At 60.3% G+C, this 14,160-nt stretch carries 15 protein-coding genes and 2 pseudogenes; 6 read left to right on the forward strand and 11 right to left on the reverse strand.

Annotated features, from left to right (window positions below):
• Positions 1-26: 26 nt before the first annotated feature.
• On the reverse strand, positions 27-485 hold the full coding sequence (locus M0808_RS08070) for a VOC family protein (protein WP_095137362.1): 459 nt from the start codon (positions 483-485) through the stop codon (positions 27-29).
• A gap of 103 nt (positions 486-588) precedes the next feature.
• Positions 589-1,038, reverse strand: coding sequence for a redox-sensitive transcriptional activator SoxR (gene soxR / locus M0808_RS08075; RefSeq protein ID WP_247840624.1), 450 nt, complete (start codon positions 1,036-1,038; stop codon positions 589-591).
• A gap of 95 nt (positions 1,039-1,133) precedes the next feature.
• Here soxR and M0808_RS08080 point away from each other — a divergent pair, with 95 nt between their 5' ends.
• The gene (locus M0808_RS08080; RefSeq protein WP_247840626.1) at positions 1,134-1,499 is read left to right on the forward strand and encodes an antibiotic biosynthesis monooxygenase; all 366 of its coding nucleotides are present in this window, start codon (positions 1,134-1,136) and stop codon (positions 1,497-1,499) included.
• Here M0808_RS08080 and M0808_RS08085 read toward each other — a convergent pair.
• The 4 genes from M0808_RS08085 to msuE form a co-directional block, all read right to left on the reverse strand.
• Positions 1,496-2,599 (reverse strand): sigma-54 dependent transcriptional regulator, encoded by a 1,104-nt coding sequence (locus M0808_RS08085; protein ID WP_003226649.1) that lies wholly within the window; start codon positions 2,597-2,599, stop codon positions 1,496-1,498. The two genes, M0808_RS08080 and M0808_RS08085, sit on opposite strands and share 4 nt — an antisense overlap.
• 25 nt (positions 2,600-2,624) lie before the next feature.
• On the reverse strand, positions 2,625-3,812 hold the full coding sequence (locus tag M0808_RS08090; RefSeq protein WP_098964834.1) for an acyl-CoA dehydrogenase family protein: 1,188 nt from the start codon (positions 3,810-3,812) through the stop codon (positions 2,625-2,627).
• Positions 3,813-3,940: 128 nt separating this feature from the next.
• Complete coding sequence (ssuD, locus tag M0808_RS08095; protein WP_223009464.1) at positions 3,941-5,086, reverse strand: FMNH2-dependent alkanesulfonate monooxygenase; 1,146 nt, start codon at positions 5,084-5,086, stop codon at positions 3,941-3,943.
• 10 nt (positions 5,087-5,096) lie between these two features.
• Complete coding sequence (gene msuE, locus M0808_RS08100) at positions 5,097-5,660, reverse strand: FMN reductase (protein ID WP_095137368.1); 564 nt, start codon at positions 5,658-5,660, stop codon at positions 5,097-5,099.
• A 392-nt stretch (positions 5,661-6,052) separates the two neighbouring features.
• Between msuE and M0808_RS08105 the strand changes: the two are divergent.
• The 4 genes and pseudogenes from M0808_RS08105 to M0808_RS08120 all read left to right on the forward strand — a co-directional run bounded on the left by M0808_RS08105 (position 6,053) and on the right by M0808_RS08120 (position 10,260).
• A pseudogene (locus tag M0808_RS08105) lies at positions 6,053-6,309 on the forward strand (hypothetical protein).
• Between the two features lie 100 nt (positions 6,310-6,409).
• Positions 6,410-7,024, forward strand: coding sequence for a LysE family translocator (locus tag M0808_RS08110; RefSeq protein WP_247840628.1), 615 nt, complete (start codon positions 6,410-6,412; stop codon positions 7,022-7,024).
• A 205-nt stretch (positions 7,025-7,229) separates the two neighbouring features.
• Positions 7,230-8,396 (forward strand): aminotransferase class V-fold PLP-dependent enzyme, encoded by a 1,167-nt coding sequence (locus tag M0808_RS08115; protein WP_247840630.1) that lies wholly within the window; start codon positions 7,230-7,232, stop codon positions 8,394-8,396.
• A 55-nt stretch (positions 8,397-8,451) separates the two neighbouring features.
• Complete coding sequence (locus tag M0808_RS08120; protein ID WP_247840632.1) at positions 8,452-10,260, forward strand: aminopeptidase P family protein; 1,809 nt, start codon at positions 8,452-8,454, stop codon at positions 10,258-10,260.
• A 49-nt stretch (positions 10,261-10,309) separates the two neighbouring features.
• Here the strand turns inward: M0808_RS08120 and M0808_RS08125 are convergent, their stop codons facing one another.
• Together M0808_RS08125 and M0808_RS08130 are read right to left on the reverse strand one after the other, a co-directional pair.
• Positions 10,310-10,906 (reverse strand): 2-hydroxychromene-2-carboxylate isomerase, encoded by a 597-nt coding sequence (locus M0808_RS08125; protein ID WP_135296261.1) that lies wholly within the window; start codon positions 10,904-10,906, stop codon positions 10,310-10,312.
• A 40-nt stretch (positions 10,907-10,946) separates the two neighbouring features.
• Positions 10,947-11,675, reverse strand: a complete 729-nt coding sequence (locus M0808_RS08130) for an SDR family oxidoreductase (protein ID WP_027613372.1) — start codon at positions 11,673-11,675, stop codon at positions 10,947-10,949.
• 92 nt (positions 11,676-11,767) lie between these two features.
• Between M0808_RS08130 and M0808_RS08135 the strand changes: the two genes are divergently transcribed.
• Positions 11,768-12,346: a TetR/AcrR family transcriptional regulator gene (locus tag M0808_RS08135; protein WP_027613371.1), complete on the forward strand. Its 579-nt coding sequence runs from the start codon at positions 11,768-11,770 to the stop codon at positions 12,344-12,346.
• Position 12,347: 1 nt separating this feature from the next.
• Here the strand turns inward: M0808_RS08135 and M0808_RS08140 are convergent, their stop codons facing one another.
• The 3 genes and pseudogenes from M0808_RS08140 to M0808_RS08150 form a co-directional block, all read right to left on the reverse strand.
• Complete coding sequence (locus tag M0808_RS08140) at positions 12,348-12,629, reverse strand: hypothetical protein (RefSeq protein ID WP_096795010.1); 282 nt, start codon at positions 12,627-12,629, stop codon at positions 12,348-12,350.
• Between the two features lie 169 nt (positions 12,630-12,798).
• Positions 12,799-13,686, reverse strand: coding sequence for a threonine/homoserine exporter RhtA (rhtA, locus tag M0808_RS08145; RefSeq protein WP_247840634.1), 888 nt, complete (start codon positions 13,684-13,686; stop codon positions 12,799-12,801).
• A 239-nt stretch (positions 13,687-13,925) separates the two neighbouring features.
• Positions 13,926-14,160: pseudogene (locus M0808_RS08150) on the reverse strand (hypothetical protein); the annotation flags it as partial.

Here is a 14,160-nt window from a genome sequence, read left to right on the forward strand (position 1 = left end):
AGAGGCCAGCCCAAACCCTGAAAATCTCAACCCTGACTGAACATCTCCATCGCCCGCTGCTTGATCTGCTCCTCGGTCAGATCTTCCTTGCGCGTAGCCAGAAACCACAGGTGCCCATAAGGATCCTTCAGCGTCCCGCTGCGATCGCCATAAAACTGATCCTTGACCTCCGACACCGCACTCGCCCCAGCATCCAGCGCCCGCTGAAAAGACTTGTCGACATCGGTGACATACAGATGCAGACCGACCGACACGGCATTGTCCGGATCGCTCAACGGCCCTTGATCGCACGGTGTGCCGAGCATGATCGCGCTGTCGCCAATGCGCAGCTCGGCGTGACCGACGCGCCCGTCGGGCATGTCCAGGCGCATGACCTGCGTGGCGCCGAAGGCTTTCTTGTAGAACTCGATGGCTTCGGCGGCCTTGAGGATGCCGAGGTACGGGGTAATGCTGTGATACCCCTCGGGAATGGGTTTGACGCTCATGACGTTCTCCCTGTTTTTGTTTTGCGAGGTATGGCTCCACTGGATTTGTGGAAGATTCACTATAGAACTGTCTGCGTGGCCAGGATTTTTCCCCGACGAGCAGTCAGTCCAGAAAGTGCGCCCCCGGCCCCTGATCACCGAGCACATCGCCCTGATTGCGCAACGGGCAAGCCTCCATCGACAGACACCCGCAACCGATGCAACCGGTAAGCCGGTCGCGCAACAAGGTCAGTTGATTGATCCGCTCGTCCAGTTCGCGGCGCCATTGTTCGGACAGGACTTTCCAGTCTGCTGCTGTCGGAGCGCGGTCGTCGGGGAGTCTCTTCAGCGCCTCGCCAATCTCCGCCAGCGGAATGCCCAGACGCTGCGCGACCTTGATCAACGCCACCCGGCGCAAGACTGCCCGTGGATAACGGCGCTGATTGCCGGCATTGCGCTGGCTGGTGATCAGGCCTTTGGCTTCATAAAAGTGCAGGGCAGTGACCGCGACTCCGCTGCGCGCGGCGACTTCGCCCACGGTGAGTTGCTTGTGCAGGTTTTCCTTGGTGATCATTTTGCAAAATGACTCTTGACCTTGACTTAACTAGAGGTTTTACCCTGCAGGCCTTCGAGTCGCAAGACTCGGCTTACGATGAGTGGGGACTTCTCATGCAAACCTCAGCGAAAAATCGCAGCTTTACCCAATTGATCGAATTCGAGATCGAGCCGCGCCAGCAACCGGCATTGGTCAGTGCGCTGGCGCAGCAGAGTGAACACCTGGCGCAGCGCTACGCAGGCTTTGTCAGCGCCAGCGTCCAGGTCAGCGACGACGGTCGGCGGGTGCTGAGCTTGCTCCAGTGGCAGAGCCGCGAAGCCGGGGAGGCGGCGTTCTGTCGTTATGAAAGCGGCGAGCAGGATTTCTGGCAGCTGATCCGCGCCCACCAGGCGAAAACCGTGACCTTCAATTCATTCCAGGTGTTGAGCAGCATCGCCCGCAGTCATGACGATGCGCTGCACTGCAACCTGGTCGGCTAGATCGACAACTGAATCAGGCGTTCACCGTGCAGGTTCTCCGTGAGTCGCCGCTTGTTCACCGCCAGTTCGCCGATCTTGATCAGCCGCGTGCGGGTGACATTGCGGCTCAGACCGAGCAGCGCGGCGGTGTGCACCTGGTTGTAATGGCAGAAGCGATAGGCGGCGCGCAGCAGGGCGTCTTCGACCTTTTCGTGGAGGGCGCCGGCCTGTTGTTCGAAGAGCTTCTGGAAGGCTCGCTCCAGCAGCGCTTCCGGTGAATCGTCGGCGTTCGACTGCTGATCGTCCGGGCGCTCGATGCGCAGGTTCGACAGGCGCAGATCGTCGCGCTCGATCACGCCGTTACGGCAGATCAACAGGGTGTGGTGGATGACGTTTTCCAGTTCGCGGATGTTGCCCGGCCAACTGTAGCTGCGCAGTTTCTGTTCGGCACCGGGGCTGATGCTGACCCGTCCGTAACCCAGGCGCTGGCTGTAGGCCTCGATGAAATGCCGGGTCAGCGGCAGGATATCGCCGGGTCGTTCGCGCAGCGGACTGAGTTCCAGATTGACCACGTTCAACCGGTAGAACAGGTCTTCGCGGAAGTTTCCGGCATTGATCGCTTTCTCCAGTTGCACGTTGGTCGCGGCCAGCACGCGCACATCAATCGGAATGCTCTTGCGCGAGCCGAGGCGCACCACTTCGCGCTCCTGCAACACCCGCAGCAACTTGACCTGAATCGCCATCGGCAAATCGCCGATTTCGTCGAGGAACAAGGTGCCGCCATCCGCCTCTTCGAACCACCCGGCCTTGGCGCTGAGGGCGCCAGTGAAGGCGCCTTTTTCATGGCCGAACAGCTCGGCTTCCACCAGCGATTCGGAGAACGCGCCGCAGTTGACCGCGACAAACGGCCGATGCCGGCGGTGGCTCAGGTTATGGATGTGCCGCGCCACCAGCTCCTTGCCGGTGCCGGTCTCGCCGATGATCAGTACGCTGGCTTCGCTCGGCGCGACTTGTTGCAGATGGGCGAGCAGGGCCTGGGACTTGGGGTCTTCGAAGACCTGCGCGGTGGCGCGGATCGATGTCGCCAGCGCGGGTGAGGGCGGAAGGGTCAGCAGTTGCATGGGGCTCGCTCCATTAAAGGCAAGATCAGGAATAGAACGTCGGCACCGGCAGCGCCTGGTTCAGCGCCCAGTCGCCCAGCTCATGAAGTTTGTAATCGAGCGGGTCGTGCAGGGTCTGCGTGCGCAGGTTGCGCCAGTGCCGGTCGAGGCGCAGCGAGGCGTGGGTCGAACGCGCGCCGGTGACTTCGAACAAGCGGCTGCAAATCTCCAGCCCCTGACGACTGGCGGCGACCTTGGCGGTGGCAATCGCCGTGGCCAGATGTCCACGTTCCTCAGCGGTCAGGTTCGGGCCTTTGGCCCAGGCCTCATCGAGCAGCGCGGCGGCCCGTTCGACCAGCAGGCGGATGCCTTCCAGCGCCACCCAGAACTCGCCGTAATGCGCGAGTACGTACGGGTCTTCACGCACATTGCGGGCGGCGGATTTGTGCCAGAGCCGGGTTTCGCTCAGCGTGTACTGGCGCGCTTCCTCAAAGGCACCTTCGGCGATGCCGAGGAACATGTGGGTGAAGGTCAGTTGCGCGATCAGCGGACGCAGGCAGGCGAACGGTGTGCTCAATGGGCCGGGATCGAGCAGCAGCTCGGATTCTTCGACCCGCACCCGTTCGAACGTGGCGCTGCCACTGTCGGTCTGGCGCTGGCCGATGTTGTTCCAGTCGTCGTGCAGGGTGATGCCGCTGCGACCGCTGGGGATCGCCGCGATCAGCAACTTGCCGCCGGCACTTTCGTCGACGGCCGAAGCGATCAGCATCTGCGAATCGCTGGCGCCGGAGCAGAAGCTTTTCTTCCCGGAAAACTCGCGCCAACCGCCGAAGTCCTTGACCACGGTGCGGGTGTCGAGCGGGTTGAGCGCGTTGCCCCAGAACCAGTTCTGCCGCGCGGTCTGTTCGAACCACGGCTGCCATTGTTCGGGCCGCGAGAACAGGCGCACGGTGGCGAGCATCAGGTGATGAAAGCCGAAGACGTGGGCGATGGAACTGTCGACCTTGGCGAACTCGCGCACGACTTGCAGGGTTTCGCTCCATGTCGCGCCGAGGCCGCCGTAACGGGTGGGAATGCTCAGGGCCAGCAGGCCGCTGTCGCGCAGGGCATCGCGCTCGGCCTTCGGCGTGCCGCCGCGCTCGTCACGCTCGACGGCGGTGAGGGCGAATTCGGCGGCCAGTTGGCGCGCGGTCTGCAGCGGGGAGAGCAGGGTGCTTTGTGGTTTGGCGGTCACGCGGTGTTCCTCAAAATCGATGCAATCCCTGTAGGAGTGAGCCTGCTCGCGATGTGGTCAGCACAGTCGACATCACCGTCTCAGATACACCGCTTTCGCGAGCAGGCTCACTCCTACAATGGGCGTTTTTAGGCCTTGGCTTGGCCGGGCAACACATCGTTGGCAATCATTTCGCCAAACGGCCCGGTCAGGTTAGTCACGCCGCGTCCGGCCAGGCTTGCATACGGTTCGGGCAGCAGCGGGAACACCAGTTCGGCAAAGCGGTAAGCCTCTTCCAGGTGCGGATAACCGGAAAAGATGAAGCTCTCGATACCGAGGTCGGCGTACTCCTTGATCCGCGCGGCCACTTGCTGCGGATCGCCCACCAGCGCGGTACCGGCACCGCCGCGTACCAGACCGACGCCGGCCCACAGGTTGGGGGCGATTTCCAGGTTGTCGCGACGCCCGTCGTGCAACGCCGCCATGCGCCGCTGGCCTTCAGAGTCGAAGCGCGAGAAGGATTTCTGCGCGGCTTCGATGGTCTCGTCGCTGATGTGCTCGATCAGTTTGTCCGCAGCCTTCCACGCCTCTTCGGCGGTCTCGCGAACGATGACGTGCAGGCGAATACCGAACTTCACCTTGCGTCCATGGCGAGCGGCACGTTCACGTACATCGGCGAGTTTTTCGGCAACGGCGGCGGGCGGTTCGCCCCAGGTCAGGTACACGTCGACTTGCTCGGCAGCGAGGTCATGCGCCGCGTCGGACGAGCCGCCGAAATACAACGGTGGATACGGTTTCTGCACCGGCGGATACAAGGCTTTGGCGTTCTGCACTTTCAGGTGCTTGCCCTCGAAATCCACCGATTCGCCTTGCAACACCCGGCGCCAGATCCTGAGGAATTCGTCGGTGACTTCGTAGCGTTCGCTGTGGCTCAGGAAGCTGCCGTCGCCACGGTTTTCGTCGGGGTCGCCGCCGGTCACCACGTTGATCAGCAGACGACCGTTGGACAGTCGATCGAGCGTCGCCGCCATGCGCGCCGAAACGGTGGGCGAAATGATCCCCGGGCGGATCGCTACCAGATAACGCAGGCGTTCGGTCAACGGCACCAGCGCCGAGGCGATCACCCACGAGTCTTCGCAGGAGCGCCCGGTGGGAATCAGCACGCCGTGATAGCCGAGGCTGTCGGCGGCTTGCGCCACTTGTTTCAGATAATTCAGGGTGACCGGGCGCGCGCCTTGGGTGGTGCCCAGGTAATGGCCGTCGCCGTGGGTCGGCAGGAACCAGAAAACATCCATGAACAGCTCCTTAAGCGATTTTCAGCAACGGTTTGATTTGTGTGCCGAACAGTGGCGCGGCGCGTTCGGCGGCCAGACGGATCCGCGCTTTCAGCGGTTCGCTGGTGATCTGGTAGTCGGCGAAATCGGCTTCGGTGGCGTAGACCCCGATCGGCAGGGTCACCGCCTGGAAGAAACTGAACAGCGGCCGCAACTGATGATCGAGTACCAGCGCATGGCGCTCACTGCCACCGGTGGCGGCGAGCAGCACCGGGGTGTCGATCAGTGCGTTGAGGTCGATCAGGTCGAACAGATGCTTGAGCAGTCCCGGGTAGGAACCGCGATACACCGGCGCGGCGACGATCAGCAGATCGGCCTGTTCGATGGCTTGCAGTTCGGCCTCGACCTCGGCACTCAGCTCCTGACGCGACAGGGCAGCACCCAACGGCCGGGCGATATCACCGAGTTCGATCAGATGACTCTCGACCGGCAAGTGTCCGGCCAGTTCGGCCAACAGCGCTTGGGTCAGCACCAGCGTGCGCGATGGACGCCAGGTGCCGCCGGAGAGGGCGACGACTTTCAGAGGACGCGACATGATGGGTTCCTTTTTATCAACAGTTGCTCAGCGAGCAGTGAGTAAGTGCCAAGGCTTGAGCAAGCGCTGTACCAATTCCTGAGAGCCCCGGTTTACTTGGGTCTTAGCGCTCTGGCGTGAGTCGGTTGTGCAGATATCAGGCGGGTTTGCTGATCTGCTGTTGCCTGGGCAACAGTTGCTGGAGCAACAGTTGTTCGCCGTGTGCAGGGATTTATAGCGGCTGCTGGTTATTCCGTAAAAGAACGTTAATCGATATTTATAGATCGTTAAGAGATATGAGGGCGTTGAAGCTGAAATCTTGATAGCCACTATTGAGAGCGTTGATTTTTGCCCGGAGAGGCGCGGGCGTAGCCTTTGTCCATCGACTACCACCGCTCGCCAGGACGCTCCCCATGAATCGTTTACTGACTGTTTCGCTGCTGCTCGCTGTCTCCGTACTCGCCGGTTGCGCGAGCTACGTTTCCCCCGAACAACGGCCGTACACCGCCGAAGAATCCCGCGAACTGGCGATGGAGGCGCTGAACCGCAGCGGCTTGTCTTTCGACGAATATCACGCGAAAAAATCCGCACTGTTGGGCGAATCGCAATTCGACAAGAAAGCTGAAATGAGCGCCGGGCGTGCATACAGCTACACGGTCGTCCGAGTTAATCGAAAACTGTACTGCTCGAATTTTCGCGTAACTGTCCGTGGGTTCGCGGGCCGCCGTGCGATAGGGTCAACACCAGAATGACCCCTGACGGATTACCCCATGACCCTCTCGTTTGATCTACTGTTGGGCTTTGCCCTGTTTGCCCTTGTCACCTCGATTACACCGGGGCCGAACAACACCATGTTGCTGGCGTCGGGCGTGAACTTTGGCTTCAACCGCACCATTCCTCACATGCTCGGCATTACCTGCGGTTTCTTCGTATTGGTGGTCGCCGTGGGCTTTGGCCTGGGCGCGGTGTTCCAGACTTATCCGATTCTCTACACGGTGCTGCGCTATCTCGGCGCTGCATATCTGTTGTACCTGGCGTGGAAAATCGCCCATTCGGGGCCGGTGGGTGAGGGCGTGGAAGGCGAGGCCAAACCGATCAGCTATCTGGGTGCCGCCGCGTTTCAGTGGGTCAATCCCAAGGCCTGGATCATGGCCATCGGCGCCATCAGCACCTACACGCCGATGCAGGGTTACTTCACCAACGTGGTGGTGATCGCTGCGGTGTTCGCCATCATCAACCTGCCCAGCGTCGGTGTCTGGGCAGCGTGCGGCACGTTGTTGCGCAACGTGCTGAAGGATCCGCGCTGGTTGCGCGTGTTCAACTGGGGCATGGCGGCGCTGTTGGTGATTTCGCTGTACCCATTACTTCTCGAAAGCTTTCACTGACGCATTGCTTCAACCGCCGGCCCGATGCCTGTTAAGCTCGGCTTCAGGAGCGTTCCTACGCACTTTTAAATGAAGTTGTTCTTCTTTAACGGCATCCGATCAGGTATTGATGACGGTCTCGAACCCAGGCGCAGCTCACAAGGCTGCGCTGTGCCGTTTGCAGACACGAGCCTCCTGATCCCGGAACACGCTCTGCGAGTCTTTTATGAATAAACGTCCGTTGTATTTCGATTACGCCGCCACCACCCCGGTGGACGAGCGGGTCATCCAGGTGATGATCGATTGTCTGGGTTTTCACGGTAACTTCGGCAACCCGGCGTCCAGCTCCCATGCCTTCGGCCAGCAGGCCCGGCACACGGTCGAGCAGGCCCGTCGGCAAGTCGCCGAACTGGTCGGCGCCGAGGCTGCGCAGATCGTCTGGACCTCCGGCGCCACCGAATCCAACAACCTTGCCCTCAAGGGCGTGGCCCAGGCACGCGGCGTTGCCGGTGGCCACATCATTACCAGCCAGATCGAACACAAAGCCATTCTCGATACCGCCCGGCAATTGCAGGATGCCGGCGTCGCGGTGACCTATCTGGTACCGGACGCTGATGGCCTGATCACCCCGCAGGCAGTCAGCGAAGCCATGCGCGACGATACCTTTCTGGTGTCGCTGATGCTGGTCAACAACGAACTCGGCACCCTCAACGATATCCCGGCCATCGGTGAAGTCGTGCGCGGCCGTGGCGCGTTGTTCCATGTCGATGCCGCGCAGGGCGCCGGCAAAGTGGCGATCGATCTGCAGCAGTGGCCAGTGGACTTGATGTCGTTTTCGGCGCACAAGCTTTACGGTCCCAAGGGGATCGGCGCGTTGTATGTCGGCCCGCGCGCGCAACAGCGTTTGCAGGCGCAGATTCATGGCGGCGGTCATGAAGGCGGGCTGCGCTCCGGGACCCTGGCGACGCATCAGATCGCCGGCATGGGCGCGGCATTCGCCTTGGCGGCAGCCCAATTCGATGCCGAGAAAAAGTCCATCGTGGCGCTGCGTGAACGGCTGCTCGAACAGTTGCTGAGTCTGCCGGGCGTACGCCTCAACGGCAGCGCCAGCCAGCGTATCGCGCACACGTTGAGCCTGACTTTCAGCGAAGGTGAATTCAACAGTGCGGCCTTGAGCCAGTCGATCGCCTTTTCCGCGACCTCGGCCTGCAACTCGGCGAGCAACACGCCTTCTCACGTGCTGCTGGCACTGGGGCACGACGCCCGGCTGGCCGGTCGCACCATTCGTCTGAGCCTCGGCCGTTTCACCACCGCCGACGATATCGATCAGGCGGCAGAACTGATCAAAAGCGCCTGCGCCAGTGCCCCGGCATTCTGGGCGACAGGGCTTTAACCAGCCGTTTTCACGGCTACGAACAATAACGATGAAGTGATTGGCAGGAGACATGATGAGTACCCAGACTTTGACCGAAGGAACGGTTCCCCAGCGCCTGGCGCACACCCGTGAATTGATGCGCCGTGAAGGCATTCATGCGTTGCTGGTGCCATCGGCCGACCCGCATCTGTCGGAATACCTGCCGGGTTATTGGCAGGGGCGGCAATGGCTGTCGGGCTTTCATGGTTCGGTCGGCACTTTGATCGTGACTGCTGATTTCGCCGGGGTCTGGGCCGACAGTCGCTATTGGGAGCAGGCGACCAAGGAACTCAAGGGCAGCGGCATCGAGCTGGTCAAGCTGCAACCGGGGCAGCCGAGCCCGCTGGACTGGCTGGCCGAGCAGACCCCGGAAGGTGGCGTAGTCGCGGTCGACGGTGCGGTGATGGCCGTGGCTTCAGCGCGCACCCTGAGCAGCAAGCTCGAAGCCCGCGGCGCGCGTCTGCGCACTGACATCGACCTGTTGAATGAAGTCTGGGCGGATCGCCCGAGCCTGCCGAACGCGCCGATCTATCAACATCTGCCACCGCAAGCGACGGTCAGCCGTGGCGAAAAACTCGCCAAACTGCGCGAGACCCTGCAGGAACGTGGCGCCGATTGGCACTTCATCGCCACCCTCGATGACATCGCCTGGCTGTTCAACCTGCGCGGCGGCGACGTGTCGTTCAACCCGGTGTTTGTTTCTTTTGCGTTGATCAATCAACAGCAGGCCACGCTGTTTGTGGCCTTGAGCAAAGTCGATGCCGAGCTGCGTGCAGTGCTGGAACAGGACGGCGTGACCCTGCGCGATTACCGCGAAGTGGCCGACGCATTGCGCGCCGTACCGGGTGGCGCGAGCCTGCTGGTGGATCCGGCGCGGGTGACCAGCGGTTTGCTGGATAACCTCGACAGCGCGGTGAAACTGGTCGAAGGCTTGAACCCGACCACCCTCGCCAAATCGCAAAAGAGCGAAGCTGATGCGCAACATATCCGCCAGGCCATGGAGCAGGATGGCGCGGCGTTGTGCGAATTCTTCGCCTGGCTGGAATCGGCCTGGGGGCGTGAACGCATCACCGAACTGACCATCGACGAAAAACTCACCGCTGCCCGTGAGCGCCGTCCGGATTACGTGTCGCTGAGCTTCAACACGATTGCCGCGTTTAACGCCAATGGCGCGATGCCGCACTATCACGCCACCGAAGAAGAACACGCGGTGATCGAGGGTGACGGCTTGCTGCTGATCGACTCGGGCGGCCAGTACCTGGGTGGCACCACCGACATCACCCGAATGGTCCCGGTCGGAACCCCGACGGACGAGCAGAAGCGTGATTGCACTCGCGTACTCAAAGGCGTTATCGCGCTGTCGCGGGCGCAGTTCCCGAAAGGCATTCTCTCGCCGTTGCTCGATGCCATCGCCCGCGCACCGATCTGGGCGGAAAACGTGGATTACGGTCACGGCACCGGTCATGGGGTCGGCTATTTCCTCAACGTGCACGAAGGCCCGCAGGTGATCGCCTATCAGGCAGCACCGGCACCGCAAACGGCGATGCAACCGGGGATGATCACCTCGATTGAACCGGGCACCTATCGTCCGGGTCGTTGGGGCGTGCGCATCGAGAACCTGGCGATGAACCGCGAGGCGGGGAGCAGCGAGTTCGGTGAGTTCCTCAAGTTTGAAACCTTGACCCTGTGCCCGATCGATACGCGCTGCCTGGAGCCATCCTTGCTGACGCAGGAAGAGAAGCAGTGGTTCAACGCCTACCACGCTGAAGTGCGTGAGCGCCTGAGTCCGTTGCTGGAGGGGGCCGCGCTGGAGTGGCTGAACACGCGCACAGCGGCGATTTGAATGGCTGAAACCCGGGCGCTGTTGGCAGCGTCCGGGTTCTGAGGTTTTTCTAAGCCTGACGCAGGGCCTCTTCGACGAAGTCGAGGCGGTCCTGTCCAAAGAACATCTGGTTGCCGATAAACATGCTCGGCGCGCCAAATACCCCGCGTTTAATGGCTGTTTCGGTGTTGTCCTTCAGGGCTGCCTTGACTGTCTCGTCGCTGGTCAGGGCCAGAACTTCATTGGGATCGAAGCCCTGTCCGCTCAAAACCGCAGCGACAGTCTCCGGCTCATCGAGAGGGCGTCCCTCCACCCACAATGCCTTGAACAGACAATCGATAAATGCGTGAAAGCGTTCCGGTTGGCGCAGTTGTATGCCGGTGACCGCGCGCATCAGCATCAGTGTATTGATCGGAAAATGCGGATTGAATTTCAGCGGCACGCCATAACGTTTGGCGTAGCGATCCAGATCCTGAAACATGTAGCGGCCCTTCGCCGGAATCATCGCCGGCGATGCGTTGCCGGTCGCCTTGAACACGCCGCCCAGCAGCATCGGGATGTAGATCAGCTCGCTTTGAGTTGCGGCACATATTTTCGGTAATTGGGTGTAAGCCAGGTAGGTGGCAGGGCTGCCGAGGTCGAAATAGAACTCCACGGTTTTCGTCATCTTCGCTGCTCTCTGATTATTGTTATGGAGGAGGCGGGGCTTACCAGCGTTCGTTCCACGGGCGCAGATCCAGCTCGAAGGTCCAGGCATCCCGTGGCTGACTGTGCAGATACCAATAGTTTTCGGCGATGTGTTCGGGATTGAGAATACCGTCCTGATCCTTGGTCGCGTACTTCTCGGGGAAACTGTTGCGAATGAAGTCGGTATCGATCGCGCCATCGACCACTATATGGGCGACGTGGATGTTCATCGGCCCCAACTCGCGCGCCATGCTTTGCGCCAGTGCACGGATGCCGTGTTTGGCGCCGGCAAACGCGGCAAATCCGGAAGCGCCGCGCAGTCCGGCGGTGGCGCCAGTGAACAGAATGGTACCGCGCTGGCGCGTGACCATACGCTTGGCCACTTCGCGGGCATTGAGAAAACCCGAGAAACAGGCCATTTCCCAGATCTTGAAATACTTGCGCGCAGTTTCTTCGAGAATGCTGCAAGGCACGTTGGCACCAATGTTGAAGACAAACGCCTCGATCGGGCCGAGGCGGGTTTCAATCTCTTCAATCAGCGCAATGACGTCTTCTTCCTTGCGCGCATCGCAGGCAAAGCCGTGAGCTTCGCCACCCTCGGCCTGAATCGCCTCGACCAGCGGCTGCAATTTGTCGGCGCTGCGCCGGGTGACGCAAGCGATAAAACCTTCTCTGGCAAAGCGCTTGGCAATCGCTCCGCCGGTGGCATCGCCAGCACCCACCACCAACACGACCTTCTTGTTATTCATGGGTAGATTCCTTTAGTAAACGATCGTTAAGTGAACGAACGTTATGCTAGGATCCGGACAACGTCAAGGCGGTCGATCAAGAGGGCAAGCACATGCGGTATTCCGCCGGTCACAAGCTGGAAACCCGAGAAAAACTGCTGAACAGCAGCGCGCTGTCAGCCAAGCGTTCGGGCTTTTCCACAGTCGGTGTCGATGGTTTGATGAAGGCTATCGGCCTCAGTGGCGCAGCGTTTTATAGCCACTTCTCGTCGAAAAACGAGCTGTTCACGGCGATCGTCGAGCGTGAACTGTGTCAGAGCCTGGAGCGACTGGGAGGGCAGGGGGCGCAGGATCGTGAGCGGCTGGAACGCTGTCTGAAACAGTACCTGAGCATGGCTCACGTGGAGCAGCCTGAATCGGGCTGCGCCTTGCCGACACTGGGTGCGGAAATTGCCCGTTCAGATGATCAGGTTCGCGAGCAGGCAGAGTTGTGGATTTGTCGGTTGCACGCCAGTTGGGCGCAGATTCTGGAAAGCGACAGCCTGGCGTGGGCGATTCTGTCGCAATGCGTCGGAGCGTTGGTAGTGGCGCGGATGCTGGTGACGCCGGAGATTCAACGGACGGTTTTGAAATCCAGTCATGAGGAAATCGGGCGTCAGCTGGCTGCTCGACAAGGCGAGCAGCCAGCATGATTCATTTGCAGATGACGATCATGCTGCGGCTGGTATAACCGGCCGGATTAAGACCGAACGGGTAGTCGCCGGGTTCTTCCACGGCGTCCCCTGATTTGGCGATGACTTTGTAGCCCTTTGGGGCGCAGGCATTGGCGGCGCTGGTGTAGCACTTGTCCCAAGAGGACGACAGCCCGGAACAGTTGATGTGCAGCCCTTTTTTACCGTGCTTCACTTGGGTCTTGGCGGTGGCTGCGCACCCCGCTACTGCCAATACAGCGATCAGTATCAAAATTCGTTTCATTACCGTCCTTATGGTAGCCACGAGTCTGGCGCTCGGGTCTGCCTGTATTCGCCTGCGCTTTAAGCGGTTCGATATCCCTGTCCGAAAAAATCCATGCCTGGCACTGAGTTAAGGGGTCTAAACATGGCCTAAATGAACGCCAATTGCCAGACCTTCGTCAAATCCTGTTTCAATCTGACGCTACAACGGGTTTGGCGCTACTGCCCATGGTCATGGTTGCCCCGACGGAAGCCAGAATAATGCACAGGATCGCCATCCATTGTGACAGCGTGAGGTACTCCTGCAGGAATAGCAGCCCGGACAACGCGCCAAAGGCCGGTTCGATGCTCATCAAAGTCCCAAAGGTGCGGGCTGGTATGCGGGTGAGGGCGACCATCTCCAGCGTGTAGGGCAAAGCAGTCGAGAGGATGGCGACGCCGATGGCCACCGGGATCAGCGACGGGGTGAGCAATGCCGCGCCGGCATGCACGATGCCGATCGGGGCGACAAACAGTGCGGCAATCATCACGCCCAGGGCCGCGGTCGTCACTCCGTTGTCGGCGCCAGCCTTTTGGCCGAACAGAATGTACAGCGCCCAGCACACGCCGGCCCCCAAGGCGTAACCGGCGCCCATTAGATCAATCCCCGTGGATGTCGCTCCTGTCGGGATCAACAGGAGCAGGCCAACTGCCGCCAGAGCAATCCAGAGAAAATCGATAGCGCGGCGGGAGGCGTAGATGGCGACGGCCAACGGACCCGTGAATTCAAGCGCGACTGCAATGCCAAGTGGCACGGTGCGCAATGACATATAGAAGAGGAAGTTCATCCCGCCCAGCGCCATTCCGTAAACGATCACCGTGCGCAGGGACTGAGCTGTCAGCCTGGCGCGCCACGGACGCAGTAGTAACAGCATGATTACGCTGGCAAAGACCAGGCGCAGGGTGGTCGTCCCCTGAGCGCCAACCACCGGGAACATGCTCTTGGCCAGAGAGGCGCCAGACTGAATGGATGCCATGGCTATTAATAAGAGGCCAACCGGGAACAGCATTGAGGCCAGAGAGCGAGGTTGGTCAGTCATTGCGAGGCATCATCCGAAGGTGAGAGCAGGGTGTTGTTTTAAGTGTTGGGCAATATACTGCGCATTCGCTGACGTTGCATCTATATATAAGCAGGCTTTTTCGGTGCATTGATAGAAAACTGAAATTAACGGTTGACGGCAGATTCAGGAGGTCTATAATTCGCCCCACTTCCGGCGCAGTCGAAACGGAAAACTCCTTGATATTCAACGAGTTACGCGGTTTTCGACAGCGACTTGCTTCAGTTCATCGAAGCCTGGAAGGGGTTGAAGGGGCGGTGATGTTTGGCTCTTTTGACGGTTCGATCTTCTCGGTCGAAAGCGGAGAAAAAGAGGTGTTGACAGCAGCGTGTAACGCTGTAGAATTCGCCTCCCGCTAACGAGAGATCGGAAGCGCAAGTGGTTGAAGTTGTTGAAGAATTCTTCGAAAACTTCTGAAAATAATCGCTTGACAGCAAATGAGGCTGCTGTAGAATA

Origin of the sequence: Pseudomonas sp. MWU12-3103b (genome assembly GCF_023100615.1) — a bacterium.
Lineage (GTDB): Bacteria > Pseudomonadota > Gammaproteobacteria > Pseudomonadales > Pseudomonadaceae > Aquipseudomonas > Aquipseudomonas putida_A.

What these genes read in the sequence shown, in the direction of transcription:
- M0808_RS08080 (WP_247840626.1), top strand. Translation starts at nt 1,134, where the DNA reads ATGCAAACCTCAGCGAAAAATCGCAGCTTTACCCAATTGATCGAATTC.
- M0808_RS08085 (WP_003226649.1), bottom strand. Translation starts at nt 2,599, where the DNA reads ATGCAACTGCTGACCCTTCCGCCCTCACCCGCGCTGGCGACATCGATC.
- soxR (WP_247840624.1), bottom strand. Translation starts at nt 1,038, where the DNA reads ATGATCACCAAGGAAAACCTGCACAAGCAACTCACCGTGGGCGAAGTC.
- msuE (WP_095137368.1), bottom strand. Translation starts at nt 5,660, where the DNA reads ATGTCGCGTCCTCTGAAAGTCGTCGCCCTCTCCGGCGGCACCTGGCGT.
- M0808_RS08130 (WP_027613372.1), bottom strand. Translation starts at nt 11,675, where the DNA reads ATGAATAACAAGAAGGTCGTGTTGGTGGTGGGTGCTGGCGATGCCACC.
- M0808_RS08135 (WP_027613371.1), top strand. Translation starts at nt 11,768, where the DNA reads ATGCGGTATTCCGCCGGTCACAAGCTGGAAACCCGAGAAAAACTGCTG.
- rhtA (WP_247840634.1), bottom strand. Translation starts at nt 13,686, where the DNA reads ATGACTGACCAACCTCGCTCTCTGGCCTCAATGCTGTTCCCGGTTGGC.
- M0808_RS08140 (WP_096795010.1), bottom strand. Translation starts at nt 12,629, where the DNA reads ATGAAACGAATTTTGATACTGATCGCTGTATTGGCAGTAGCGGGGTGC.
- M0808_RS08110 (WP_247840628.1), top strand. Translation starts at nt 6,410, where the DNA reads ATGACCCTCTCGTTTGATCTACTGTTGGGCTTTGCCCTGTTTGCCCTT.
- M0808_RS08120 (WP_247840632.1), top strand. Translation starts at nt 8,452, where the DNA reads ATGAGTACCCAGACTTTGACCGAAGGAACGGTTCCCCAGCGCCTGGCG.
- M0808_RS08125 (WP_135296261.1), bottom strand. Translation starts at nt 10,906, where the DNA reads ATGACGAAAACCGTGGAGTTCTATTTCGACCTCGGCAGCCCTGCCACC.
- M0808_RS08115 (WP_247840630.1), top strand. Translation starts at nt 7,230, where the DNA reads ATGAATAAACGTCCGTTGTATTTCGATTACGCCGCCACCACCCCGGTG.
- ssuD (WP_223009464.1), bottom strand. Translation starts at nt 5,086, where the DNA reads ATGGATGTTTTCTGGTTCCTGCCGACCCACGGCGACGGCCATTACCTG.
- M0808_RS08070 (WP_095137362.1), bottom strand. Translation starts at nt 485, where the DNA reads ATGAGCGTCAAACCCATTCCCGAGGGGTATCACAGCATTACCCCGTAC.